This is a genomic window from Latilactobacillus parafuchuensis (assembly GCF_055271665.1).
The window spans coordinates 1615061-1638882 of sequence record NZ_CM143875.1 but is presented as its reverse complement, the minus strand read 5'-3'; the positions used below and the strand labels follow the sequence as shown (position 1 = coordinate 1638882).

General features: G+C 41.4%; 24 protein-coding genes. 1 reads left to right on the top strand and 23 read right to left on the bottom strand.

Annotated features, from left to right (window positions below; translation table 11 throughout):
• Window positions 1-2 precede the first annotated feature (2 nt).
• Genes ACVPPQ_RS08085 through ACVPPQ_RS08055 form a run of 7 tightly spaced genes read right to left on the bottom strand, consistent with a single transcriptional unit; the run spans window position 3 to window position 4353 of the window.
• A complete protein-coding gene (locus tag ACVPPQ_RS08085; protein ID WP_056950294.1) occupies window positions 3-734 on the bottom strand; it encodes a class I SAM-dependent DNA methyltransferase in 732 nt (243 codons plus the stop codon).
• A complete protein-coding gene (gene rsfS, locus ACVPPQ_RS08080) occupies window positions 731-1132 on the bottom strand; it encodes a ribosome silencing factor (RefSeq protein ID WP_051552857.1) in 402 nt (133 codons plus the stop codon). Before rsfS ends, ACVPPQ_RS08085 begins: the two co-directional genes overlap by 4 nt.
• Complete coding sequence (gene yqeK / locus ACVPPQ_RS08075; protein WP_463493877.1) at window positions 1104-1706, bottom strand: bis(5'-nucleosyl)-tetraphosphatase (symmetrical) YqeK; 603 nt, start codon at window positions 1704-1706, stop codon at window positions 1104-1106. Before yqeK ends, rsfS begins: the two co-directional genes overlap by 29 nt.
• Window positions 1699-2340 (bottom strand): nicotinate-nucleotide adenylyltransferase, encoded by a 642-nt coding sequence (locus ACVPPQ_RS08070; protein WP_025083910.1) that lies wholly within the window; start codon window positions 2338-2340, stop codon window positions 1699-1701. Before ACVPPQ_RS08070 ends, yqeK begins: the two co-directional genes overlap by 8 nt.
• A 16-nt stretch (window positions 2341-2356) precedes the next feature.
• Window positions 2357-2674 (bottom strand): YhbY family RNA-binding protein, encoded by a 318-nt coding sequence (locus ACVPPQ_RS08065; protein ID WP_025083909.1) that lies wholly within the window; start codon window positions 2672-2674, stop codon window positions 2357-2359.
• Between the two features lie 22 nt (window positions 2675-2696).
• Window positions 2697-3830 (bottom strand): ribosome biogenesis GTPase YqeH, encoded by a 1134-nt coding sequence (yqeH, locus tag ACVPPQ_RS08060; RefSeq protein WP_025083908.1) that lies wholly within the window; start codon window positions 3828-3830, stop codon window positions 2697-2699.
• On the bottom strand, window positions 3823-4353 hold the full coding sequence (locus ACVPPQ_RS08055; RefSeq protein ID WP_056950288.1) for a YqeG family HAD IIIA-type phosphatase: 531 nt from the start codon (window positions 4351-4353) through the stop codon (window positions 3823-3825). The genes yqeH and ACVPPQ_RS08055 overlap by 8 nt, the downstream gene beginning before the upstream one ends.
• A 190-nt stretch (window positions 4354-4543) precedes the next feature.
• On the opposite strand from ACVPPQ_RS08055, the gene ACVPPQ_RS08050 reads away from it, so the two are divergent.
• Window positions 4544-5479 (top strand): NADP-dependent oxidoreductase, encoded by a 936-nt coding sequence (locus ACVPPQ_RS08050; protein ID WP_463493874.1) that lies wholly within the window; start codon window positions 4544-4546, stop codon window positions 5477-5479.
• Between the two features lie 78 nt (window positions 5480-5557).
• On the opposite strand, the gene rplT is transcribed toward ACVPPQ_RS08050, so the two are convergent.
• The 16 genes from rplT to ACVPPQ_RS07970 all read right to left on the bottom strand — a co-directional run bounded on the left by rplT (window position 5558) and on the right by ACVPPQ_RS07970 (window position 23782).
• Entirely contained in the window at window positions 5558-5917 is a 360-nt protein-coding gene (gene rplT / locus ACVPPQ_RS08045; protein ID WP_025083906.1) for a 50S ribosomal protein L20, read from the bottom strand.
• 76 nt (window positions 5918-5993) lie between these two features.
• Entirely contained in the window at window positions 5994-6194 is a 201-nt protein-coding gene (gene rpmI, locus ACVPPQ_RS08040) for a 50S ribosomal protein L35 (protein ID WP_025083905.1), read from the bottom strand.
• Between the two features lie 33 nt (window positions 6195-6227).
• Window positions 6228-6731 (bottom strand): translation initiation factor IF-3, encoded by a 504-nt coding sequence (gene infC / locus ACVPPQ_RS08035; protein ID WP_035439254.1) that lies wholly within the window; start codon window positions 6729-6731, stop codon window positions 6228-6230.
• Between the two features lie 233 nt (window positions 6732-6964).
• The gene (locus ACVPPQ_RS08030; protein WP_025083903.1) at window positions 6965-8071 is read right to left on the bottom strand and encodes an alpha-hydroxy-acid oxidizing protein; all 1107 of its coding nucleotides are present in this window, start codon (window positions 8069-8071) and stop codon (window positions 6965-6967) included.
• Between the two features lie 310 nt (window positions 8072-8381).
• Complete coding sequence (gene thrS / locus ACVPPQ_RS08025) at window positions 8382-10352, bottom strand: threonine--tRNA ligase (protein WP_463493871.1); 1971 nt, start codon at window positions 10350-10352, stop codon at window positions 8382-8384.
• A 319-nt stretch (window positions 10353-10671) separates the two neighbouring features.
• On the bottom strand, window positions 10672-11592 hold the full coding sequence (gene dnaI, locus ACVPPQ_RS08020) for a primosomal protein DnaI (protein WP_025083176.1): 921 nt from the start codon (window positions 11590-11592) through the stop codon (window positions 10672-10674).
• Window positions 11592-12977, bottom strand: coding sequence for a replication initiation and membrane attachment family protein (locus ACVPPQ_RS08015; RefSeq protein ID WP_463493869.1), 1386 nt, complete (start codon window positions 12975-12977; stop codon window positions 11592-11594). The genes dnaI and ACVPPQ_RS08015 overlap by 1 nt, the downstream gene beginning before the upstream one ends.
• 15 nt (window positions 12978-12992) lie before the next feature.
• The gene (nrdR, locus tag ACVPPQ_RS08010; RefSeq protein WP_025083175.1) at window positions 12993-13466 is read right to left on the bottom strand and encodes a transcriptional regulator NrdR; all 474 of its coding nucleotides are present in this window, start codon (window positions 13464-13466) and stop codon (window positions 12993-12995) included.
• A gap of 150 nt (window positions 13467-13616) precedes the next feature.
• Window positions 13617-14204, bottom strand: coding sequence for a dephospho-CoA kinase (coaE, locus tag ACVPPQ_RS08005; protein ID WP_463493867.1), 588 nt, complete (start codon window positions 14202-14204; stop codon window positions 13617-13619).
• Window positions 14204-15040 (bottom strand): DNA-formamidopyrimidine glycosylase, encoded by an 837-nt coding sequence (mutM, locus tag ACVPPQ_RS08000; protein WP_463493865.1) that lies wholly within the window; start codon window positions 15038-15040, stop codon window positions 14204-14206. Before mutM ends, coaE begins: the two co-directional genes overlap by 1 nt.
• Before the next feature lie 11 nt (window positions 15041-15051).
• Entirely contained in the window at window positions 15052-17712 is a 2661-nt protein-coding gene (polA, locus tag ACVPPQ_RS07995; protein WP_463493863.1) for a DNA polymerase I, read from the bottom strand.
• 165 nt (window positions 17713-17877) lie between these two features.
• Entirely contained in the window at window positions 17878-18369 is a 492-nt protein-coding gene (locus ACVPPQ_RS07990; protein ID WP_025083173.1) for a transcriptional regulator, SarA/Rot family, read from the bottom strand.
• A gap of 461 nt (window positions 18370-18830) precedes the next feature.
• Window positions 18831-19910, bottom strand: coding sequence for a 3D domain-containing protein (locus tag ACVPPQ_RS07985; RefSeq protein WP_463493861.1), 1080 nt, complete (start codon window positions 19908-19910; stop codon window positions 18831-18833).
• A 262-nt stretch (window positions 19911-20172) separates the two neighbouring features.
• Window positions 20173-20643 (bottom strand): SsrA-binding protein SmpB, encoded by a 471-nt coding sequence (gene smpB, locus ACVPPQ_RS07980; RefSeq protein WP_025083171.1) that lies wholly within the window; start codon window positions 20641-20643, stop codon window positions 20173-20175.
• Window positions 20644-20651: 8 nt separating this feature from the next.
• Entirely contained in the window at window positions 20652-23009 is a 2358-nt protein-coding gene (rnr, locus tag ACVPPQ_RS07975; RefSeq protein WP_463493859.1) for a ribonuclease R, read from the bottom strand.
• On the bottom strand, window positions 23006-23782 hold the full coding sequence (locus tag ACVPPQ_RS07970) for an alpha/beta hydrolase (RefSeq protein ID WP_463493857.1): 777 nt from the start codon (window positions 23780-23782) through the stop codon (window positions 23006-23008). Before ACVPPQ_RS07970 ends, rnr begins: the two co-directional genes overlap by 4 nt.
• Between the last annotated feature and the right edge of the window lie 40 nt (window positions 23783-23822).

The following is a 23822-nucleotide window of genomic DNA, read 5'->3' as shown; positions in this document are numbered from 1 at the left end:
TCCTATTTAACGGCGCTAAAGAACCAGCGAACACTATCGGTTTGAACCGCATTTTGACCAAAATCAGCACTGACTTGAACATTTTTGAAACCAACCTGTTCCAAAGTCGTCGTGAAATCAGCCAGCGGATAAGTGCGTTCATGATGTAATTCATTCAATTCTTGATAACCGTCGATTTGGTCATCCCACACAAAGAAACTCAAATCATGTTCAACCGAATGGGGCACTTCGCCCGCATAACTGGTCCACATAAAAGCCGTCTCTTCAGTTTTATCGTTATACATAAAACCTGGGAATAAGTCGTCCATCTGGTGGAGCGAATGGGCGTCAAACAAAAACTGGCCACCAACGTTTAACCGTTGATAAACCTGTTCAAAGACCTGTTTAACATGGTCGAGATCGGGCATATAACAAATTGAATCGTCAAAACACGTGACCGCATCAAACGTCCCAATTTCACCTAAATCCGTCATATCCCCTTGCAATAAGGGCAAAGTCACATCCGCCTCAGTCGCTTTTTCAGACGCAATACTGAGCATCTCTTCGGATAAATCTAACCCAACGACGTCCAACCCCGCTTGCTTGAGTAAAATGGCTAAATCACCAGCCCCACAAGCCAGTTCTAAGACGCTAGCTTGGCCTTGTAGCTGTTCAAGCGTATAATCACGCCATTGTGTGTAAAGACTATGATCCATCAACCGATCATAGACGGTGGCAAAACTTTGATAAATCATTCTGCCGTAATCCAATCAGCAACATCGACCTTTGGTGCTTGATCCCATAATTCTTCGAGTTGGTATAAATCACGTTCTTCGGACATGAAGGCGTTAATCACTAAATCGCCAAAATCCATTAAGATCCAACGTGAGCCTTTTTTACCTTCGATACTCTTAACGAAGACGCCCTTTTCTTCTTCGGCATCTTCAATTGCAGTCACAATCGCCTTTAATTGACGTTCTGAACTCCCGGTTAACATGACAAAATAATCAGCTAATAAACTGATCCCTTCCATATTTAACGCAACGATATCTTCTGCGCGTTTACTATCAGCGGCTTTAACCGCAATTTCTAACATTTCTAAACTTTTCACTAATAATTCTCCTTTATTGTTCCTGAGTGGGTACCCAGGCATTGTAAGTATCAATTGTTTTTGGATAAATCTTTTTTTGACCTTTAATTAAAAAACTTAACGTGTTTAAAATTTCATACCGCACACCGGCTGCTAAATCAGCCTTTGCTGTTTGACGCGCTTGGTCGATGCCTGGAAAATCACGGCCCGGTTCGATAAAGTCAGCGACGAATAAAATCTGATCGATCAAGGTCATTTCAGGGGCCCCAATCGTGTGACGCCGAATCGCATTCAAGATGATGTCATCATGGATGCCTAGATCACGTTCAATAAAATACGCACCAACCACACCGTGCCAAATCGCATTCCCGTAATTTAACAAATCAGGGTCAAAATGATTGGCTTGAATCGCCGCAATAAACGTTTCATCTGGTAACTGTTTGGCATAGTCGTGAACCAAACCCGCAATGGCAGCCCGTTCAACGTCAGCGCCATTTTGACGGGCTAATTCAATCGCCGTTTGTTCAACGCGTAAACAATGTTCAAAACGACTGGTTGATAGCTTAGCGGCCACCTTTTCGACTAATTCAGCGCGCGGATACGGGACTAAATTGGCCTGATAAACGAATTCACTCATGATATAACCCTTCTTCTTCAATATAGTCAGCAACTGCTGTTGGGACTAAATAACGAATCGAACAGCCTTGTTGCACTTTCTGTCTAACTTGTGTCGAACTCAACGCGATCGTTGGTGCATCGACCCACAGCACCGGATACGGCGTTTGTTTCGAATACCCGGGTCGTTCGACCCCCACAATTTGGACCAATTGGACTAAATCATCAATTCGGTGCCAAGTCGGTAGATAATCAACCATATCGCCACCGATAATCAGGTAATAATCTATTTCGGGGTGCTGTTGTTTCAACGTGACGATTGTATCGTACGTATAGCTAATCCCACCGCGGTCAATTTCAGCTAATGACAGTCTAAACAACGGATTAGCCGCAATCGCCCGTTTAACCATTTCAACACGTTGGATAGCCGGAATCGTCTCTTTGTGATCGACATGCGGCGGGTTAGCATCCGGCATAAATACTACGTAATCTAACCCCAACTGATTAGCGGCTTGATCAGCCATCATCAGATGCCCAATATGTGGCGGGTTAAAGGTGCCCCCCATAATCCCGACTTGCGGACGTTGGCCATTGACGGCCACTAGTTCGTCTGGTGCCGTTTGAATGGTGGTTTGTCTCAATGTTGTGTTTTGCATCTCATCACCCTATCGATTAACGCCCGAGTTTGGTCACAATTGGTGAAATCTTTTGATATTTTTCTTTATGCGAAGCCTTATAAACGACTAAAGTCCGACCGATTTTTTGTGCAATTTCCATCCGGCTGTCTTGTTGTTTTAAATAGTTCGCTAATTCATCAACAGTGACTTCCGTCGTTTGTAAGAGGTTAATTTTAACCAATTCACGTTTTTCGATTGCTTCTTCGATTTGTTCAAAATAAGTTTGACTCAAACCGTTTTTACCCATTTGGAATAGGGGTTTGGTGGTCTGTGCTAGACCTCTTAAATAATGCTTTTGTTTGCCTGTTAACACAAGTTCAACCTCTTTCTGATTATTAAATAAGTGCTTTACGAATCATGACCGAAACCCCTTTAGGCGCATAACCAGCGACAACGACGTCTGCGGGTAATGTAATCCAACCTAAACCGGCAAAGACCAAATCGCTCTTTTGCTTTGTCGAAAATTCGTAACGGTGTAATTCTGGAAAATCCGCTAAATCTTCTGGATGTGGTGGCTGCAATAAATCACCTAAGTGTTTGCCGTAAAAATCATCCGCATTTTCCAATTTAGTCCGGTGAATGTAAAGTTCATTGTCGAAATAACCCACGAAACCAGCCCGGTCGCCTTGAATGAAATCAAAACGTGCAAGGCCTGCTAAAAACAATGTTTGACCCGCGTTTAATTGATAAACTTTAGGTTTAACTTGTTTTTGAGGGGCAATCAAGCGTAAATCCTTGTCGTGTAAATAATGGGCCATTTGTTGGGCGTGGATAATCCCTGGTGTATCAATTAAAGCATGGCCGTCATCCAATGGAATTTCAATCCGGTCTAACGTTGTGCCTGGGAATTGTGACGTTGTAATCACGTCTTGCATACCGTTCGTCTGTTTGATGATCCGGTTAATTAACGTTGATTTACCAACATTAGTCACCCCAACAACGTAGACATCGCGGCCTTTGCGTTCGCGATCAATCAAGGCTAATAATTCGTCGACCGAATTGCCTTTTTTAGCACTAATCAACATCGTTTCAATGGGATGTAAACCTTGTTCTTTCGCTTCTTTTTGAATCCAATTAATCATCTTATTCGGATTCAAAGCGGTTGGTAAGATATCCACTTTATTCCCAACCAGAATCACGGGATTGTCACCGACAAATCGGTGTAACCCAGGGATAATACTCCCGTTGAAATCAAAAATATCCACCACGTTGACGATTAAAGCGTCACTATCACCAATTTGGTTTAATAAAGCTAAAAAGTCATCATCACTTAATTGAATATCGCTAATTTCGTTGTAATGACGTAATTTGAAACAACGTTGACAATAAAGTTGGCCTGTTTCCAATCCTTTTTTTAGGACTGAGCTAGGCGTGTACCCTAATTGATTTTTATCCGTTGTTTGAATCTTTGCACCACAGCCGATACAAAATAGTTCTTCTTGTGTTTGTTCTTCGATTGAATCAGTCATTTAAATCCTCCCGCCATGTTAAGTCAGTATTTTTTTTCAAGAGTTGTTGCATCATATATTTTTCAAAGAATCGATTGATTGACGTATTCCAAGCATCGCTATCGATAATGGGTTTCACTAAAATGGTCCGCACGCCAGCGACGTTGCCCGCATGCATATCCGTAATCAATTGATCGCCGACCATCACGACTTCGTGCCGTGATAATCCCAATTGTTGATGTGCCTTGGTAATCCCGCCCGCAAGTGGTTTATTCGCCCGTGAAATAAAGGGCAAGTTGAAGGGCGCTACCGCACGTTCAACCCGTTGATGGCTGTTATTAGAAACGACCATTACCGGAATGCCAGCAGCTTCTAGTTGGGCCAACCACGCTTTTAATTGCGGTGTCCCGTTTGGATTATTCCAGGCAATTAGTGTGTTGTCTAAATCAGTCAACACAGCTTTAATCCCATGGGCCTGTAATTGGGCTGGTGTTAAGTCGTAAATTGCATTAACCATCCAGGTTGGTTTAAAGTTATTTAACATGCATTGTCTCCTTTTATCTAGTCACTGGTTAATTATAGGGTATTTGCCACTAAATTGCACCTGTCTACAATTAATTATTTCAGACTCATTAATCCCCGATTATTCGATAAAAAGCCCGTAATAAGTCAAACTAGTCGACTTTTAAACCGCTTTCTGTTACGTTTAAAGAAATTGTAAAGGATGTGTTGTTATGGAAAAATTTGGTTTTAATCAATTTGGTGATCCAACCGTTTTTGAACGCTTTGAACAAGCAGTACCAGTTCCTAAAGAACAACAGGTCCTCATTAAAGTGTTGGCTTTCGGGATCAACCCCTACGATGCACTTTTACGGAGTGGCAATCAACAAACCGTACGTCCATTGCCATTCCCAATTTTCCTAGGCGCAGATGTCGTCGGTGAAATTGTCGAACTAGGCAGCGCCGTTGATGACTACCGTGTCGGTGAAATCGTGATTAACCATCGCAGTCTGGGTGGCTACAGCGAATTTGTAACGGCTTCGACGAATAAGATTATTCGTAAACCCGTTAGTTTAAGTATCGCTGAAGCCGCGGGTTTACCAACCGCTGGCATCACGGCCTACAATACGCTCATGAACTTTACGCATTTCAAACATGGCGATTCAATCGCGATTATGGGTGCTAGTGGTGCTGTAGGTAATTTACTCGTTCAACTCGCCTTAGCGGCTCATCTAGACGTGACCGCCATTGCGCACAGTCGCAATCGCGAATATCTAGAATCATTTGGCGTCCAACATATTCTGGCTTACGACGCACCAGAATCATTAGCGACAATTAACCGTCAAATTAAAATTGGCGTCAACACGAGCCAGAATCCTGAATCAACCCAATTACTCAATCAATTAATTGCACCGAATGGCTATTTTGCCAGCACCACCATTTTACCAACTGAGGACCAGCAATTAGCCGATGTCACCTATCAAATGGTTTATCCACGTAAGGACCAACCGTCTTTAACGGCCCTTCAAGATTTAAGTGAATTAATCGATCAAGGATTAATCCACGTGACCGTTCACGAAACGTTACCATTCACTTTAGACGGCGTGATTACCGCACATCAATTATTAGCCACTCATCACGCCCCTGGTAAAATCATCATTTCACGTTAATCACTTAATTTTAGCTAATTTAAAAGGCTTCATATTCTAAATAGAATACGAAGCCTTTTTGAATAGCTTAATAACTAATTATTTGTTTAATGCAGCTTTAGCAGCATCTACAACTGATGTAAATGCAGCAGCATCATTAACCGCTAAATCAGCTAACATCTTACGGTTCATATCGATTTCAGCTAAACGTAAGCCGTGCATCAATTGGCTGTATGAAATATCATTCAAACGTGCAGCAGCGTTGATACGAGTAATCCATAATTTACGGAAGTCACGTTTACGTTGACGACGATCCCGGAAAGCATAACGGTATGAAACCATTACTTGAGTATTTGCTGATTTGAATAATAAATGTTTAGCGCCGCGATAACCCTTGGCTAATTTTAAAATCTTTTTACGACGTTTGCGCGTCACTGTTCCACCTTTAACACGTGGCATAAGAAATTCCTCCTTGAATAACAAACAACGTCAATGCGTTGTTGTACTGATCTAATTTTTACTGACGTTCAGATGTCTATTTAAGACCTGTTAACATCCGACGGATCCGACGCATGTCGCTATTTGAAACCATTCCAGATTTTCTTAATTGACGACGTTGTTTCTTACTCTTACCGTGGAAACGGTGACTAGTATAGGCATGGGCGCGTTTTAAACCGCCATTACCGGTACGTTTAAAACGTTTTGCTGAAGCACGATGTGTCTTAAATTTTGGCATGATATTTCCTCCTAATGAATCAGAAACAGGTTTTTATTTTTGGTCTTTAAGCGGTTCTAACATTAAGAACATACTACGGCCATCCATCTTAGGACGTGCAGTTACTTTCGCAATGTCCGCTGTTTCCTTAGCAAGTCTTTCTAATACGCGTTGACCAATTTCTTTATGCGTAATTGCTCGACCTTTAAAACGAATAGAAGCTTTCACTTTATCGCCTTTGCCAAGGAACTTACGTGCATTGTTCAACTTAGTATTAAAATCGTTCTGTTCAATTGTGGGACTAAGACGAACCTCTTTGAGGTTAATGGTTTTCTGCTTTTTACGAGCATCACGTTGTTTCTTTTGAAGCTCGAAACGATACTTACCATAGTCCATAATACGAGCAACGGGTGGTTTTGCGTTTGGTGACACCAAAACGACATCCATATTAGCTTGTTCAGCTAATGCGATCGCATCTTGAGTACTCTTAATACCAAGTTGTTCGCCATCTTGATCAATTAAACGCAATTCTCGTGCACGAATACCATCGTTAACCATCAAATCTTTTGCTATGACTTTCACCTCCATAAAGTTTAAAGAGAAAATGCAGCTAAGCACTAAAAAACGGGCCCTTTCAACAGAAAGGCCCGCGCGTTCTAATGACTTAATTCGTCCGAATTAGAAACTATCAGCCCAGAGACATCAAGTGTCTACTTAGGCGAGAAGCGGGAACTTCTGCTTTATTTCTCAACAGACATTAGTATACCGAGATTAGATTATGAAGTCAAGCTTTAATTACCATATAAATTATCGAGTAATTGTGTGGCCTTCACTTCATCAATATTATGGGTCCCAGCGAGTTGCATGACAAGTTCTAATTCAGTTTGGAGATAATCAAAGACACTCTTGACCCCTTGGCTCCCGCCCAAGGCTAATCCGTAAATCACTGGCCGACCAATGGCCACGATGTCAGCCCCTGATGCCAACGCTTTAAAGACGTGTTGGCCACGACGAATACCACTATCAAAGACGATTGGCACCCGTTTATTCACGGCTTTAGCGACCACTTGCAATGAATCAAACGCCGCTGGTCCACCATCTAATTGACGACCGCCGTGATTTGACACCCAAATCCCTTTAGCACCCGCTTGAAGAGCAATTTCAACATCTTCTGCCGTTTGCACCCCTTTTACGAAGACTGGTAAATGCGTGTAATCAGAAATAAATTTGACGTCTCTAGGACTTAGGCTTTGTTTAGCTGATTTATAAACCACGTCCATCGTTTGACCGACACCACTTTGGTAGTCTTCCACAATTGGTAAGCCAACTGGGAACGTAAAATGATTTCGCTTGTCAGTTTCCCGGTTACCACCAACGGTTGCATCCGCCGTTAAAACAATCGCTTTAACGTGATGAGCCATCGCTTCATCTAAGATTTTACGGTTAATGTCATCATCTTTACTCATATAGAGTTGGAACCATTGTGGGCCACCATGGGCCGCATCCGCCATATCAGCAATGCTTGCTGAGGCAAATGAACTCATCGTTAGAATTGAGCCGTAATCGGCAATTCCTTTTGCCGTGGCAGCTTCACCTTGCGTATTCGCTAGCTTGTGCGCTGCAACGGGGGCCATGATGATTGGTGATGTCAGTTGATCGCCAAATATTTCAGTCTTCGTGTCCGGATTTTCAATGTCTCTTAAAACATGGGGCACAATATATTTATGATTGAATGAGGCAATATTTTCTTTAATCGTATAGAGATCGCCTGCGCCGCTGTAAATATAGCCGTAGCCATCTTGTGGGATCACTTTACCAGCATCTTCTTCTAGTTCGTATAGATTGATAATATTGAGTGCTTTCTCTGCTGAACTTGTTACATATTGATTATTTGCCATTTTAAAGACCTCCATCGATCGTGTAATCGTTTACAATTCCATTATAGCGCTTTTATGGTTGTGCACAACCAATTCAACTTATAAATCGTTAATTTCATTAATAATATTCAATTTAACCTAAACTAGTATTAAAGACCACTCGTTTTTAGTCCTTATTAATTGCTAAAATTAATTGATCATTTAATATCATTCCCGCTATCAAAAAAGTCATCATTTCCTAATTAGAAATGATGACTCTTTTAATAGCTTACACCACACCTATAGTTGACTGATTATCATACTGTACGGTGATTTAAACGCTTATTATTAATTATAGATTAACTTTACTTGCGTGTTTCTTACCATCACGACTGTAATTGCCAACTTCAGCAAAAATCGCATTAACAAACATGTCTGAGGCTTCTTCGACGGCATTGTCTTCACCGTATTTACGAACCGAGACCGTTGCTTCGGCCATTTCTTGATCCCCAACAACTAATGTATAAGGAATCTTGCTTGTTTGGGCTTCACGAATCTTATAACCCATTTTTTCGTTGCGATCATCGATCCGAACCCGTAAGCCCTTTTTAACCATAGCATCTTTAACGCCCTTAGCATATTCATAGTGCAAATCATTCTTAACGGGAATAATCACAGCTTGCGTTGGTGCTAACCAAGTTGGGAAAGCGCCTTTGTAGATTTCTGTTAAGTAAGCAGTAAAACGTTCTATCGTTGACACTAAGCCACGATGAATCATGACTGGACGGTGCATTTCACCATCTTCGCCGACATATTCAAGTTCAAAACGTTCTGGCAACATGAAATCTAATTGAATCGTTGACAATGTTTCTTCATTGCCAGTGGCCGTCTTCGTCTGAACATCTAACTTAGGACCGTAGAAGGCTGCTTCGCCTTCGGCTTCAACATAGTTCAAGCCCAAATCATCCATAGCACCCTTTAACATTGCTTGCGCCTTATTCCACATTTCGTCATCGTCAAAGTACTTTTCAGTATTCTTAGGATCACGATAGCTCAAACGGAAGGTGTAATCATTGATGTTAAAATCAGCATAAACTTGAATCATCAAGTTCAAGATTGATTTAAATTCATCTTTGATTTGGTCGGGACGAACAAAAGTATGCCCATCATTTAAAGTCATTTCACGAACCCGTTGTAAACCTGATAAGGCCCCTGATTTTTCATAACGGTGCATCATGCCAAGTTCAGCTAAGCGAATTGGTAATTCACGGTATGAACGAGGGTGATGTTTGTAAACTTGGATATGTGAAGGGCAGTTCATTGGGCGTAATTCAAGCATTTCACCATCACCCATGTCCATTGGTGGAAACATGTCTTCACGATAATGATCCCAATGACCTGATTGTTTGTATAAATCAAGGTTCGCTAAGATTGGCGTGTAAACAGGTTCGTAACCATTAGCGACTTCTTTGTCGATAATGTAGCGTTCGATTGTCCGTCGAATAGTGGCTCCGTTTGGTAACCAGTAAGGTAAGCCTGCCCCGACCTTAGGATCAACGAAGAATAAGTCTAATTGGTTCCCAATCACCCGGTGATCGCGTTCTTTCGCTTCTTGACGACGTTGTAAATCAGCTTCCAATTCAGCTTGTTTCGGATAAGCCGTCCCATAAACCCGTTGTAACATTTGGTTGCTTGATTTACCTTGCCAATAAGCACCGGCCACTGATAATAGTTCAAAGAATTTAACATCGCTGACTTTCGCCAACATTGGTGCTAAAGCAAAGTCTGAATAAGTCCCTAATTGATAAATGAGTACTTGATCAGCATCAACTTTATCTAATAATGCTAATTTATAAGTTTGGCCCGCAAATAAAGCTTTGGCATCGGTTTTAGCCATCATCACACGTTGAATGGCTTCACCTGATTGAATCAATTTGGCCATTGCTTTTTTAATATCGGGTAAATCAGTCACGGCTAATTGGCCGTTTTCATTGTCGGTATCATAAAAGAAACCATCTTCAGTAGCGTTGACTTCACCAAATTGCATTTCTGGATAACGTTGGTTTAAAACAGCTGCCAAAACAAACGCAGCGGTATTCCAAATTGCCTTCAAGCTGATTGCTTCATCATCTTTGGTGATGATTTCAATAGCCCCATCTTCTAAAAGTGGTTGGTGTAAATCGACCACTTCACCATTGAATTTACCAGCAACTGCTTTTTTAGCTAAGCTTGTACTAATTGATTTCGCAACATCGAATAAACTAGCTGCTTGTTCAAAAGTCTTCTTAGCACCATCTGGAAACGTTAATTGAATTTCTGCCATCTTTTGACACTCCTTTATTTTTGGTTATCAACAATAAAAAAAGTCCCTGAGATACATATAAAAATGTACCTCAGGGACGAATTGATTTCGCGGTTCCACCCATCTTGAGCTCAAAAATAATTGAACTCCAGCTTTAGCGTCTTTAACGGTAACGACCCGATCTTACGATAACTCTCAAAAAGTGGTCCATTAAATGTACTTTTGAAAAACTTTCAGCGCTGTTTTTCTCTCTGATCAATCCTGCATTCAATAGGTGTCTTTTATCATTGATTAAATTCATTAAACCACTTTCATCGGCGTTATGCAACCCCTAATCAGATTAATTTAACCGACGATTATGGCCGGATACTTCGACCTCTTTAGCCAAATAACGAACTCGTTGCATAATCCGCCCGGCTTTGACCGGTTCATTGTCCCCCCGTTGGCTGGTGGTTAGATGTTGTTCGAGTTCGTCCATCGTAAAGTTGGAACTGAAGAAAGTCGGTAATTGTTCTTGCATCCGATATTGCAAGATGATTCCAAGCACCTCATCCCGAATCCACGCGCTCAATGCATCGGCCCCAATGTCATCAATCATCAAAATTGGCGCTTTTTTAATGACGTTAACTTTATCTAGCACGTTATTTTGACCAATCGCATTTTTCATTTCAACCGCAAAGGTCGGAAAATGGATCAAGGTGGTTTCGAATCCGTCTAACGCGAGTTCATTGGCTAAAGCGCCTAGCAGATAAGTTTTACCAACCCCGAATTTACCACATAGGTATAAGCCTTGGTGGTAAATCGTTGGGGCGTTTTTGATATCCTCAATAAATTGTAGCGCCGTCACTAATGGTAACTTACGCTCATTGATATCGTATTGGGCTAAATTGGCATCCACAATATCTTTAGGCATATTAATCGATTTAACCCGGGCCTTTAAAGCTTGTTGTTCCCGCTGCTTCATTAGCGAGGCTGTTGGTTCATAACTCACATCAATAAAATGATTGATTAAAACCAGCTTAGGCGCGTATCCGGGCGCTAACGTCGTTTGCCCGTTGGCTAATTTCTGCTTTTCATTAACGTATTCGTAGATTTTAGCGGCGCTCCGCGTGACTGTTTCCTGCGTCAGCCGATCCTGATTCGCCTCAATAAAAGCTTGCACATCCGGATCTTGTAAGGCGGATTCAACCAATTGATTGAAACGTTGGTTTAACTGGCGACGATTCATCTGTTCGATGAGTCCTTTTTTCATATCTTCCATTATTCTCCCCGCCCTTCACGAATTTTTTTGAGCAATTGATCGACTTGATTCTGATCGGCCTTAGTTGTTGTTTCCTTGGGTGCCTGATAATCGGGTTGCGCCCACTTCGGCACGGTTTCTTGTTTCGTCGGTTTTGTTTGATAACGATTATTTTGTTTCGTCTTCGCTTTATCAGTTTGCGCCGTTTGGAACTGACGAATCTGCTGAATCGCATCAACCGGCGTTTGAACCCCTTTTTGCGCCCATTGATTAGCAATCCGGTCCAACAAGGCTTGCGTTAACCCTTCATAACGTTCAGTAATGTACGCCACTAAAATGTTGAGCACATCGTTACTAAAAATATAGCGTCCTTGCAAATCTTTTAGTGCCCGAATTTCATTTTTAGCGACGTAGCCGTGTTTTTTCTGCTTTAAATCGTTCAAATAATCGACCGGTAGATAGCGTTGGCTGTCTGTTAACCACTGCATTTCTTGTTCGTTAAACTTGGCCTGCTGCCCCTGCTTTTGTAATTCACTTAAGGTATATTTAGAATCAGTCGCTACTTTATTTTGAGCGGCGTGGCGGCGCGTATAGTTGCCCAGAACATTTTGTTCAAGCGCCTCCATATTCAACGTATTGTCTCTGGCATCCATCGTCGTGCCCATTAAGTTCGCGAGGGTTATTTCGTCTAAGCCGTAGAAATAATGTAAATTAAATAACCGTTGTTCATTGCGTAGCACTTCATCGGGTGAAATCTGCCGTTGCCCTAACACATCTTGCAACAGTTCCCAATCAAACGTCTGTAACTCAAGCGCGCTAAAACTAGGTTTATTCGGCGATTTCTGCTGATAAAGGCTCTTCGTTTCTGCCACGCCATCTGGTGTATTTAGCAAATGGTCATTTTGAACGTGGAAGACGGTTAAAAAGTTCTTACTGACTTCTTTATAATCTTGTGAACGTACCGGTTGGAGCTTAAACCGCTCCCGCAATTCGATAAACCGCTTCTCGCCAACCGATTCATACAACACAACGCTCAATAGATCGTCTTTAAAAAAAACATTTGGTTTCATTGGCGCGTATAGTTCATAAACCAATTGGCGGCCTGCTTCACCATTTTTTTGATACGTCCGGATTAAGCCTAATGCCTCTAATTTACTGCGGCCGTCATAGAACGCTGGTAAATCGACACTCAATAAATTCAATAGCGTTGCGTGGGTTTGAAATTGATGTTGGCTCGCAACATCCTTCACTTGGCTCCACAATAACAAATAAAGACTATAGGCAACGGCACCCATCAACGGTTGATACAAATACGTCACCACCGTTTGGTCGAAATCAGTTAAGTAGTTTGCTTTCGTCACCAAAAAGCCGTCTTTTGGACTTAAAAAATCAAATGCATCAGCCATAAAAACGTCCTTTCCTTATTTTGATTCTTTTGCTTTTTCTTTTTTCATCATGTCTTGTAATTCTTTCATGAAGACATTCATATCCTTGAATTGCCGATATACACTGGCAAAACGAATATAGGCAATCTCATCGATTTCTGGCAATAGTGCCATCACGTATTCACCGACTGCTTGTGACGACACTTCATTTTCACCTAATGCTCGAATTTTATTTTCGACATCGTCGACGATTTCCGTCATTTGTTCCATGGTAACCGGCCGCTTTTCAGCCGCCCGAATCAACCCACGCAATAACTTATCACGATTAAATTCTTCGCGCGTCCCGTTTTTCTTGATGACTAGTAATGGTGTTTGTTCAACGCGTTCAAACGTCGTAAACCGGAAGCGACAGTTTTCGCATTCACGACGACGACGGATAACTCGCCCCTCATCGGTTGGTCGACTGTCAATCACCCGTGAACTATTTTGATGACAATGCGGACATAACATAGTGACACCTTCTATTCTTAAATTAAGCTTTTATTTTAGTTTAGTATAAACCCATCTTATCCTAGTTATTATACCATGAACACGCAAATTCACTAAATGTTGAATCGTCAAAAATCCCGACCAAAGTTTAATTTAGTCGGGATTTTTTAACTAATCAGTGATTTTCGTTAATAAACTATTAATTTGCGCCTGCAGTATTGCTAACGACCCTTCATTCTCTAATATAAAATCGGCCCGCGCTCGCTTTTCAGCCAACGACAACTGACTATTGATTCGTAATTCAGCCGCTTCAGCTGTTAACTGATTACGGGCCATCAACCGTGCTAATTGCGTCGCATGTGAGACAGCGACCACAGCCACGCCATCAAATAATTCGGCGTACCCTTGTTCATACAACAACGGAATATCAACCACCACAACTGAGGCTTGCTTAATCGCGGCCATCTGTGCAATCAAGGCCTGGCGAATAACCGGTGCGGTAATCGCGTTCAACTGCGCTAAAGCTGTCGGTTGTCCAAAAACGAGTTGGCCTAATTTGTGACGATCGACCTGACCATCAATCACTAACGAGTCCCCAAAAGTGGAGGCAATTTGTTCTTTAACCGTTTGATTTTCCGCCATCACTTGATGGGCCACTTGATCCGCATCAATCACCGGTACGCCCAACGTCTTAAAAATGGTGGAAACTGCCGATTTGCCCGTCGCAATCCCGCCCGTTAACCCTAAAAAATAGGTCATTAACGCGCCTCTTTTCTAATCTGACAATGCGGACAAAAGTGAGTGCCACGTTGGGCGACCTTTATTTTTTCAATCGGCGTCTGACAACGTTCGCACGGTTCCCCTTTTTTACCATAGACATGTAACATCTCTTGAAAGGCACCAGCATGTCCGGTCGCGTTCAAAAAGGTGTTGACGGTGGTGCCCCCACTATTAATCGCTAATTGCAATTCAGTAATGATGTCATCGTGGAGTTTTTGAACTTCCGCTTGCGTTAATAAATCAGCCGGTGTTTCCGGATGAATCTGGCTCAACCACAATGTTTCATCCACATAAATATTACCTAAGCCGGTCACCACTTTTTGATCCAACAATAACGGTTTGATGGCTTTATGGTGTTTTTGTAACGCTTGATAAAACTGGTGCACGTCAAACGTCGCCGGTGTCGGTTCGGGGCCCAAGGTTTTCAGCCCAGCAACCGTCATTTCTTGGCCGGTTTCAATCAACTGCATCCGGCCAAATTTACGCGTGTCTAAATAACGTAATTGCGTCCCATCAGTCATCTCAAAAATCACGTGGGTGTGCTTGGTGACGGGTGCACTTTGATCATCCACTTCGTATTTACCTTCCATCCGCAGATGGCTAACGACCGTTAAATCGTGATCAAATCGAATCAATAAATATTTGCCCCGCCGATCGACACCGGTAATTTGCCGATCCACTAAGCCGTCTAAAAAGACTTCATCAGGATTAACGACAATTTTAGACCATAAAATTTGGATGTCTTTGACGGTTTTACCAATGACTAATTCCGCTAATCCACGCCGGACATTTTCAACCTCTGGTAATTCTGGCATTGTTTTCCACCTTATTTCTTAATGTCATACCAAGTGGGCCCAAAGCCACTTTCGACTTTCAGTGGCACGGCTAAACTAACCGCTGAATCCATCACACTCGGCACTAATTTTTGTAGGATTGGTATTTCTGCTTCTGGTGCTTCAAAAATCAATTCATCATGGACTTGTAATAACATTTTAGCTTGTAAGTTAGCCTTGGTTAATTCTTGTTGCATCAAAATCATGGCCACTTTGATAATATCGGCCGCACTACCTTGAATGGGCGTATTCATCGCAGTCCGTTCAGCAAATGACCGTAGATTAAAGCTTTTAGCGTGAATATCTGGTAAATACCGACGACGGTGAAAGAGGGTTTCAACGTACCCTTCTTCACGCGCTTTTTTGACAATATCGACCATAAACTGTTGGACACCCGGATATTGTTCAAAATAGGCTTCAATGAAGCTCTTAGCCTGCTGACGGGTAATCCCAATATTTTGTGATAACCCGTAGTCACTAATCCCGTAAACAATCCCGAAGTTCGTCGCTTTCGCTTGACGTCGCATATCCGGCGTGACTTGGTCCGCACTGGTTAAGCCAAAAATCTTCATCGCTGTATTGGCATGGATATCCCGATTTTCCTTAAAGGCTTCTTGCATGTTAACGTCACCCGAAATATGGGCTAAAACGCGCAATTCAATTTGGGAATAATCAGAAGAAAATAGTTGCCAACCCGGTTGACTAGGGACAAATGCTTGGCGAATCTTACGTCCTTCGGCCACCCGGACTGGAATGTTTTGCAAGTTAGGATCGACTGACGATAAACGGCCCGTTTGCGTTAAAGTCTGTAAATAACGCGTATGCACTTTATTGTCTTGGTGAATCGACTTCAATAAGCCCTCGACGTAGGTCGATTGAATCTTGGCAATCTGGCGATAATCCAAAATGGTTTGAACAATCGGCGCATCTTTGCGAAGTTGTTCAAGCACATCAACCGCTGTTGAATAACCCGTCTTGGTTTTCTTAATCACTGGTAAGCCCATTTTTTCAAATAAAATGACCCCTAACTGTTTAGGAGAGTTGATGTTAAAGGTTTCCCCAGCTTCGGCATAAACTTTTTCTTCCAAGATCTTTAAGGTTTGAATAAATTCGGCACCCATTTGTTGCAAGCAACTGGCATCCACTTTAATCCCAGTAATTTCCATCCGCGCTAAAACCAGCGCTAACGGCAATTCCATATCGGTAAATAAATCAAATTGCTGATGTTCTTTTAACTGAGCGACTAATTGGGGTTGTAATTGATTAATCGCAGCCGCCTTTTGAACTAAATGCTGATAGAACGTGGTTAGTTCTTCAGGTAGCGCCCGTTTAGCCCCTTTACCGTAAACTTGTTCATCCGTTTGCACGTTTTGGTAGCCGTGTAAGTTAGAGAGCGTTCCTAAATCATTACTATTATTGGTCGTATTTAATAAGTACGACGCGAGCAATAAATCAAATTCAACCCCCGCCAATTCAATCCCTAAGCGACTAGCCGCCACTTGATTCCGTTTAACATCAAATACGGCTTTGGTTTGGTCAGTATCTTCCAACCAATCTTTAAAAATCGGTTCTGCTAATAAAGCCACATCATCGCTGACGTACCAGTGTTTTGGCGTACCAACGTAGAAACCAACCATCTCGGCCGTATGATAATTGTCCGTTAACATTTCAATCCCAAATGTAGCGGTACCCGTTAATTCAGAAAGAAGCGTTAAATTATCATTGGTTAAAACCGTGTAATCATACGATTCAACTGGCACGGCTTCTTCTGAAGTGACGTTCAACTGACTCAAAAATGATTTGAAATTCATCGCTTGATAAAACGCAATTAAGGTCTCTAAATCCGGACCATTATAAGCGAGATCATCAATACCGATGGTTAACGGCGCATCCCGACGAATCGTGGCCAACATCTTACTCATAAACGCTTGATCACGATCTTCAATTAAATGTTCTTTTAACTTGCTAGCTTTCATTTCATCGACGTGCTCGTAGACCCCTTCGATACTCTCATGAGCAGCCAGCAATTTTAACGCCGTTTTTTCACCCACTTTAGTGACGCCCGGATAATTGTCAGAAGTATCACCCATCAAACCCTTTAAATCGATAATCTGACTCGGCAATAGTCCCAGCTTTTCTTGCACGTGCTCTGGCGTGTAGGCTTCGATTTCGTTGACACCTTTAACCGTAATGTTAACGGTCGTCTTATCAGTCGTTAACTGGGTTAAATCGCGGTCACCAGTGACAATATCAACGGCAAAACCGGCTGCCTCGGCTTCTTTCGCCAACGTGCCAATAATATCATCCGCTTCAAAATTAGTTAAATCATACGATTGAATCCCATACGCACTCAATAATTCTCGAATGTACGGAAACTGTTCTGATAATTCGGGCGGCGTTTTAGAGCGGCCCGCTTTATAATCACTAAATTCAGCCGTTCTAAAAGTCGTCTTGCCCGCATCGAATGCCACTAACACGTGACTCGGTTCAATTTTTTTCAAAATAATATCAAGCATATTTTTAAACGCATAAATCGCATTAGTATGTAACCCGTCTTGATTGGTAAAATGATCTAACGCTTGATGCATTGCAAAAAAGGCGCGAAAAGCCACACTGTTACCATCAATTAATAATAATTTTTTTTGAGAACTCATTTTGTTCCTCCTTGTTGTCAAACCACTATCCCTATTCTATCAAAGATAGCCATCGACCGATACTGATTCGCGTTACAAAAAATCACATAACTTTATCAATCAAGATACCAATTAAAAATCCGATTAGTCCCAAACTCAGGATTAATCGGATTTTTTTATGGCACTTTATTTAGCTTCGGGTCGGTTGCTGTTGATGGTCACCATACGTTCAAAGATTTCTTTACTTTGACCAATGGTTGCTTCAACCTTATCTTCACCAATTTCTTCTTTTAGATCGTTATATAGATCAAGGTAATAGAATAATAAATGACGATAAACTTGCATCCCGTTATCCGTTAAATGAACACGACGAATTCGTTGATCATTTTCATCAGATTGTTCAGCAATGAACGCCATCTTCCGTAATGAACGGCATTGACGCGAGATTGCAGAACGACTAACTTGCATCTTATCAGCTAAAGCACTATTTGTTGTTTCATTATTAGCATTTTGAATTTCGTGCATGACTAAAAATTGATCAAAAGACAAACCATATTTCTGGCTTTCCTTACTCATACATTCACTTAAGTTATTAATTAACCAGCGGTATAACCCCGCAAATTCCATAAAATCTGACCACGTGCTGCCGATTAAATCGGACTTGTCTACTACATCCATATTCTTCCTCCTACAAAATTCTGAGCCCAATAATCTTAAAAAGGATTATCGATTTCGAATCTTTATTCCCGCACTTATTCGATAAGCTTCGATTATAATTCTTATCAAAAATGACACAATTGGTAATAATTATGACTTAAAGCGATATTAATAGTTTATAGCATTAAAAGATATATTTCAACTCACTTTACAGCTCATTTACAAAACAGATAAGTAAGTTCAAAGATAAAAACCTTGCTGTATCAGTGTTATCATGAAAATGGCCTTTAATTTTAATAAAAAAATTTATTTTTTCTTAATGAAATCAAACCTGTTTTCACACTATTTTCCATCATTAAAGCGAATTCATTACGAGTCTCTAGTAAGTAATAGCATGTTTTATTAACAGATGCAAGTACTTAGTCTCCATCAAAAAAACGACATCAGAAATCTGATTGTCGTTTAATCGTGATTTATTTTAATTATTGCACAATCGTAATTGCGACGCTCCGGCGACCCCAACTAACACATTGGCCGACTGTTGGAAAATGAACATCAATAATGTGACCTTTAATCGCACCACCGGTATCACCCGCAATGGCATAACCATAACCTGGCACCATCACCAATGACCCAAGCGGAATGACACTTGGATCAACCGCAATACAGTTCGGGTTCTTCATTAAATCAATCCCAGTTGCGCCGTAACGGCCCATACCTGGCGTTGCAATTGAATAGGCAGTTGCTTGAACCTGAATTGTTTGACCAGCCTTACCGCTCGCTTTATCGGCCAAACTAGCCTGTTGCTTAGCGGCAGTATCGCTGTTGCTTGTATCAACAGTCGTTGCCTTAGTCACTGTTGCAGCAGCTTTGGCTTGTTCTGCAGCTTTAGCAGCCGCTGCCTTTTCAGCCGCAATTTTGGCTTCTTCAGTACTCTTTTCTTGCGCAATCTTAGCTAATTTATCCCGACTTTGACTTAAATTAGTCTTCATCTGATCAATTTGCGTTTGTAATTCAGTTGTTTGTTGGTCTAATTGAATTTTTTCTTGGTCTAAATCAGTCTTACTGGTTTCTAACCGTTCTTGGACGACTTTCATATCATGGTAACTTTGGACCAATTCGTCCATATTTTGATTATCAGCCGTTTGGAGCACCGTCAATGCATATGCCCGGTTAAAAAAGTCGCTTAATGAATCAGCTGACAACAACGCGTTAACGACGTTGCGATCATCAGCACTTTGCTGTAATGATTGTAGCCGCTCTTTAGCATAACCTTCACGTTTTGCTAATAAGACCGTTTGCTTTTTTAAGACCTGCTTACTCTTTGTAATATTGGTTTCATTATCAGCAATTTTAGTTTTTAATTGATCAACCTTTTGATATTGTGCGTTGACACTCGTTAACGTCACCTGAATCTTTGAATTTGTTTCTGAAATATCTTTTTGTGTACTACTTTCTTGATCTTTTAATTCACTCAAGCTAGCAGCACTAACAGATGTTACCATCGTTACCATTGCAACTAATCCTGTAACAACAATCAACGCTAGTTTTTTAAATCGCATCTTGTTAAACTCCTCCATTCATAACCCAGAGTCGATTATACCCAAGAAGCGCCCCCACTAGATTTCAGATTCATGACGTTATATTACAGTTTAACGACATTTATATTTTTTGTGTAATAAATTTAAACTTTAACCGACGCTAGTCCTACTTGATAATTGACCACTCAAACCGTTACCTCTAAAAATAACCGGTATTTGTGTGCAGTTGGACAAAAAAACTCGTCAACCTAGAATTCAGGTTCAACGAGTTTTAATCGGTTGCTTATCGATTTTTTAACACTCTAGCCATTTCACGATCTTGTTCTTTGCGTTTGAGTGTTTCGCGTTTGTCATATTCATGTTTCCCTTGACCAACCCCAATTAACACCTTCGCAAAACCATGTTTTAAATAGACCTTTAACGGGACAATCGTGATGCCTTTATTCTTAGTAATACCCACTAATTTATCAATCTCTTTACGGTGTAATAATAACTTACGATTCCGTAGTGGATCATGATTAAATTGATTGCCCTGTTCATAGGGACTAATATGGACGTTTTCTAAGTAAGCTTCACCGTTGCGGACCCGGGCAAATCCATCCCGTAAATTAATTTTACCTTTACGAACCGATTTAATCTCGGTCCCAGTCAACACTAATCCGGCTTCAAATGTTTCTAAAATGCTGTAATCATGACCAGCTTTTTTATTTTGAGCAATCAGGTTTGCTGGTTTTTGCGGATGTTTCTTTGCCATTTAATCACCTACTTTTTAAAAGTACGTTTTTGTGAATCTTTGGCTGGCGCTGGGCGCCGACCGTTATTCTTTTTATTGTCAAAATGACGATTGCGTTTGTCGCCACTCTTTTCATTATCACGTGGACGCATTGGCCGCTTAGGTCTTGGTTCTATTTTACTCAATATCTCAGCAGAAGCCAAGGGAACGTCCTCGGTCTTCAAGAGTTCAAAATCAACTGAATGCGCATCGAGGTCAACATTTGCAACCTTCACTCGAACGGGTTGGCCAATTCGATACATCTTGTGTGTCCGATCGCCAACTAAAGCTAATTGACTCTCAACAAAGCTGTAGTAATCGTCTTTCATCTGTGAAATGTGCACAAGCCCTTCAACCGTGGTTGGTAAGGCGATGAACATCCCAAAGCTAGTGACTGAACTGATGACGGCATCGTATTCATTGCCAACTTTATCTAACATAAATTCAGCTTTTTTAAGATCAACGACTTCCCGTTCAGTATCAATTGAGCGACGTTCTTCGATTGAAGTTTGTTCACCGATTGGGGCTAGTTTAGGTTCCCACTTCGCCTTTTCTTCAGTTGTCATGCCATTTTTAGCATATTCGTGAATTAAACGATGAACCATTAAATCGGGATAACGACGAATTGGTGATGTGAAATGCGTGTAAAATTCAGCCGCTAAACCAAAATGGCCTAATGATTCGTCTGAATAATGTGCTTGTTGCATACTTCTCAATAACATCGTTGTAATGATGGGTTGTTCTGGTTGACCTTCAATTTGCGTCAAGACTTCTTGTAACATCATTGGTGTCACTTTTTGACTTGATCCTTGGATTTGAATGCCGTAAGCCGTGATGAATTCAAAGAATTTCTTCATCTTTTCGCTATCTGGTGTTTCGTGAATCCGGTATAAGAATGGCGCATGAGCCGTGCTGTAATGTTCAGCAACCGTTTCATTGGCAGCTAACATGAATGATTCGATCATCCGTTCCGATAACCCGCGTGAACGTAATTCGATGTCAATTGCTTTACCGTTTTCATCCACGATAATCTTAGCTTCGTCTTCTTCGAAATCAATTGCGCCGCGGTTATGGCGTTTCTTCAATAAAATTTCGTGTAATTCAGACATATCTTCAAACATTGGGACTAAGGCCGCGTATTGTTGACGAAGATCAGTATCTTGATCCGTTAAAATATGATTGACGTTATTGTAAGTCATCCGAGCAGTTGATTTAATCACACTTGGGAAAATGTGGTGTTCAACGACTTGACCGTGTTCGTCAATTTCCATTTCACACGTTAAAGCCAAACGTTCAACATCTGGATTTAAAGAACAGATCCCATTTGATAATCGGAAAGGTAACATTGGAATCACACGATCCGTTAAATAAGTACTCGTCCCACGTTCTAGCGCTTCAACATCCAGTGGTGAGCCTTCCGTTACATAATAGCTGACATCGGCAATGTGCACGCCTAAATGAAAATGACCATTCGCTAATTTACGGACATTAACCGCGTCATCGAAATCTTTTGAATCGTCGCCATCAATTGTCACCACGTCTTGGTTCGTTAAATCTTTGCGCCCAACTTTATCGGATTCTAAAACCGTATCCGGTACGGATTCAGATTGTAACCGAACTTCTTCAGGGAAGTCTGTTTTAATATCATGTTGATAAACAATCGATAAGACATCGACACCAGGATCGTTTTTATTGCCTAAAACTTGTTTGGCAATCCCACGCATTTGACCGGGGGCTTCAACACTTGGGTATTTCGTAATATCGACTTGAACCATATCGCCTTTTTGAGGATGTAACCCATTGTCCGTTAAATAAATTAAATAAGTACTCAATTTTTTGGCGTGACTTTGAATGTAACCAATCAAACCGGTTTTTTCTTTTTGAATATCGGAATAAGGCATAAATTCGCCGACAATTTCTTCAATCCCACGAGTAATGACGTTGACAATCTTGCCTTCAGGTCCCCGACGACTATTTTCTTCGGCCTCTTTAACAATTTCAACTTCAACGGTATCGCCGTTCATTGCAAAATTGGTATTGGGTGGTGCAATAAAGATATCGGGATCCGTATTATCAACGGGGAGTGAAACAAACCCAAAACCGCGTTCGTTTGCATGAAAAACCCCTTCAACACGGCGTTGAGTGGCTGGCATTCTAAACTTGCCGGCTTCATCCATGTTTAATGTTTTAGCGGCTTCTAAATCGGCCATCACTTTAACTAAGTCTTTAAAATCTTGTGAACCACTGACACCAATCCGTTCACTGATTTCTGATACGTTTAATTGTTGCGTTTCATCTGCGGCGAAAATGGCCATAATGGCTGATTTCATCTGTTCAACTTGTGTCATATCAACACCTCTTTCTTGTTTTCAAAGCGCTTAATAAACGCCGTTACGTCTGCTTCTAATTGATGGTGCGCGGTATCAACTGTAATCACGTGCCCGGCCTCAGCGTACCAATGATAATCGACTGGACTACCTAGGTCGGTCAACCGTTGTTGCAATTGTTTAGCTTGATTGGGATCAATCACTTGATCGTGGCCTCCCTGCCCAATAAAAACGGGTTTCGGGCCAATTTGATTTAAATCGGTTTGAACCAACTGGCTAAACTGTTGGATTTGCGCCAATTGCTGCGGTAATTGTTGTTGAATCTGGCCTAACTTAGCGGTTTGTAACGACTGACTAACGGCCGTCATTTGATAAATTTTTTGGGCGTACTGTTGAAATAATGGGGCTAAATTATCCGAAGTGCCTTCTAAAACCGGGGTACTAAAGACGCCACCGCCAACTACTTCCGGCATTGATTCAAGTGCTCGCAAAGCAAAAAGCCCGCCTAACGATAACCCGAAAACAAAGATGGGCTTTTTGTGGGCCTTGCTTAACTGCTGAATCGCTGTCACGGTTGTTTGCCACCAAAGCGTGACATTGCCGCCATTTAAAATATCCAACGGTTCAAACGTCGCGTGACCCGCAAAATTCGGTGCTAAAACGGACCAGTTTTGTTTTTCTAAAAAACGGCCTAACATCCGGACATCATTCGCACTACCGGTATAAGCATGTAGCAAAACGATGCCAATTGGGCCTTGTTCAAAATAATAGGGTTCTGGTAATCGATAACGCATACCACGGCCTCCTACCGGCAAAATTCATTTAAAAAGGTCT

Coding starts and splice junctions, on each gene's coding strand:
- ACVPPQ_RS08085 (WP_056950294.1), bottom strand. CDS start 734: ATGATTTATCAAAGTTTTGCCACCGTCTATGATCGGTTGATGGATCAT.
- rsfS (WP_051552857.1), bottom strand. CDS start 1,132: ATGCCTGGGTACCCACTCAGGAACAATAAAGGAGAATTATTAGTGAAA.
- yqeK (WP_463493877.1), bottom strand. CDS start 1,706: ATGAGTGAATTCGTTTATCAGGCCAATTTAGTCCCGTATCCGCGCGCT.
- ACVPPQ_RS08070 (WP_025083910.1), bottom strand. CDS start 2,340: ATGCAAAACACAACATTGAGACAAACCACCATTCAAACGGCACCAGAC.
- yqeH (WP_025083908.1), bottom strand. CDS start 3,830: ATGACTGATTCAATCGAAGAACAAACACAAGAAGAACTATTTTGTATC.
- ACVPPQ_RS08055 (WP_056950288.1), bottom strand. CDS start 4,353: ATGTTAAATAACTTTAAACCAACCTGGATGGTTAATGCAATTTACGAC.
- ACVPPQ_RS08050 (WP_463493874.1), top strand. CDS start 4,544: ATGGAAAAATTTGGTTTTAATCAATTTGGTGATCCAACCGTTTTTGAA.
- rplT (WP_025083906.1), bottom strand. CDS start 5,917: ATGCCACGTGTTAAAGGTGGAACAGTGACGCGCAAACGTCGTAAAAAG.
- rpmI (WP_025083905.1), bottom strand. CDS start 6,194: ATGCCAAAATTTAAGACACATCGTGCTTCAGCAAAACGTTTTAAACGT.
- infC (WP_035439254.1), bottom strand. CDS start 6,731: ATGGTTAACGATGGTATTCGTGCACGAGAATTGCGTTTAATTGATCAA.
- ACVPPQ_RS08030 (WP_025083903.1), bottom strand. CDS start 8,071: ATGGCAAATAATCAATATGTAACAAGTTCAGCAGAGAAAGCACTCAAT.
- thrS (WP_463493871.1), bottom strand. CDS start 10,352: ATGGCAGAAATTCAATTAACGTTTCCAGATGGTGCTAAGAAGACTTTT.
- dnaI (WP_025083176.1), bottom strand. CDS start 11,592: ATGGAAGATATGAAAAAAGGACTCATCGAACAGATGAATCGTCGCCAG.
- ACVPPQ_RS08015 (WP_463493869.1), bottom strand. CDS start 12,977: ATGGCTGATGCATTTGATTTTTTAAGTCCAAAAGACGGCTTTTTGGTG.
- nrdR (WP_025083175.1), bottom strand. CDS start 13,466: ATGTTATGTCCGCATTGTCATCAAAATAGTTCACGGGTGATTGACAGT.
- coaE (WP_463493867.1), bottom strand. CDS start 14,204: ATGACCTATTTTTTAGGGTTAACGGGCGGGATTGCGACGGGCAAATCG.
- mutM (WP_463493865.1), bottom strand. CDS start 15,040: ATGCCAGAATTACCAGAGGTTGAAAATGTCCGGCGTGGATTAGCGGAA.
- polA (WP_463493863.1), bottom strand. CDS start 17,712: ATGAGTTCTCAAAAAAAATTATTATTAATTGATGGTAACAGTGTGGCT.
- ACVPPQ_RS07990 (WP_025083173.1), bottom strand. CDS start 18,369: ATGGATGTAGTAGACAAGTCCGATTTAATCGGCAGCACGTGGTCAGAT.
- ACVPPQ_RS07985 (WP_463493861.1), bottom strand. CDS start 19,910: ATGCGATTTAAAAAACTAGCGTTGATTGTTGTTACAGGATTAGTTGCA.
- smpB (WP_025083171.1), bottom strand. CDS start 20,643: ATGGCAAAGAAACATCCGCAAAAACCAGCAAACCTGATTGCTCAAAAT.
- rnr (WP_463493859.1), bottom strand. CDS start 23,009: ATGACACAAGTTGAACAGATGAAATCAGCCATTATGGCCATTTTCGCC.
- ACVPPQ_RS07970 (WP_463493857.1), bottom strand. CDS start 23,782: ATGCGTTATCGATTACCAGAACCCTATTATTTTGAACAAGGCCCAATT.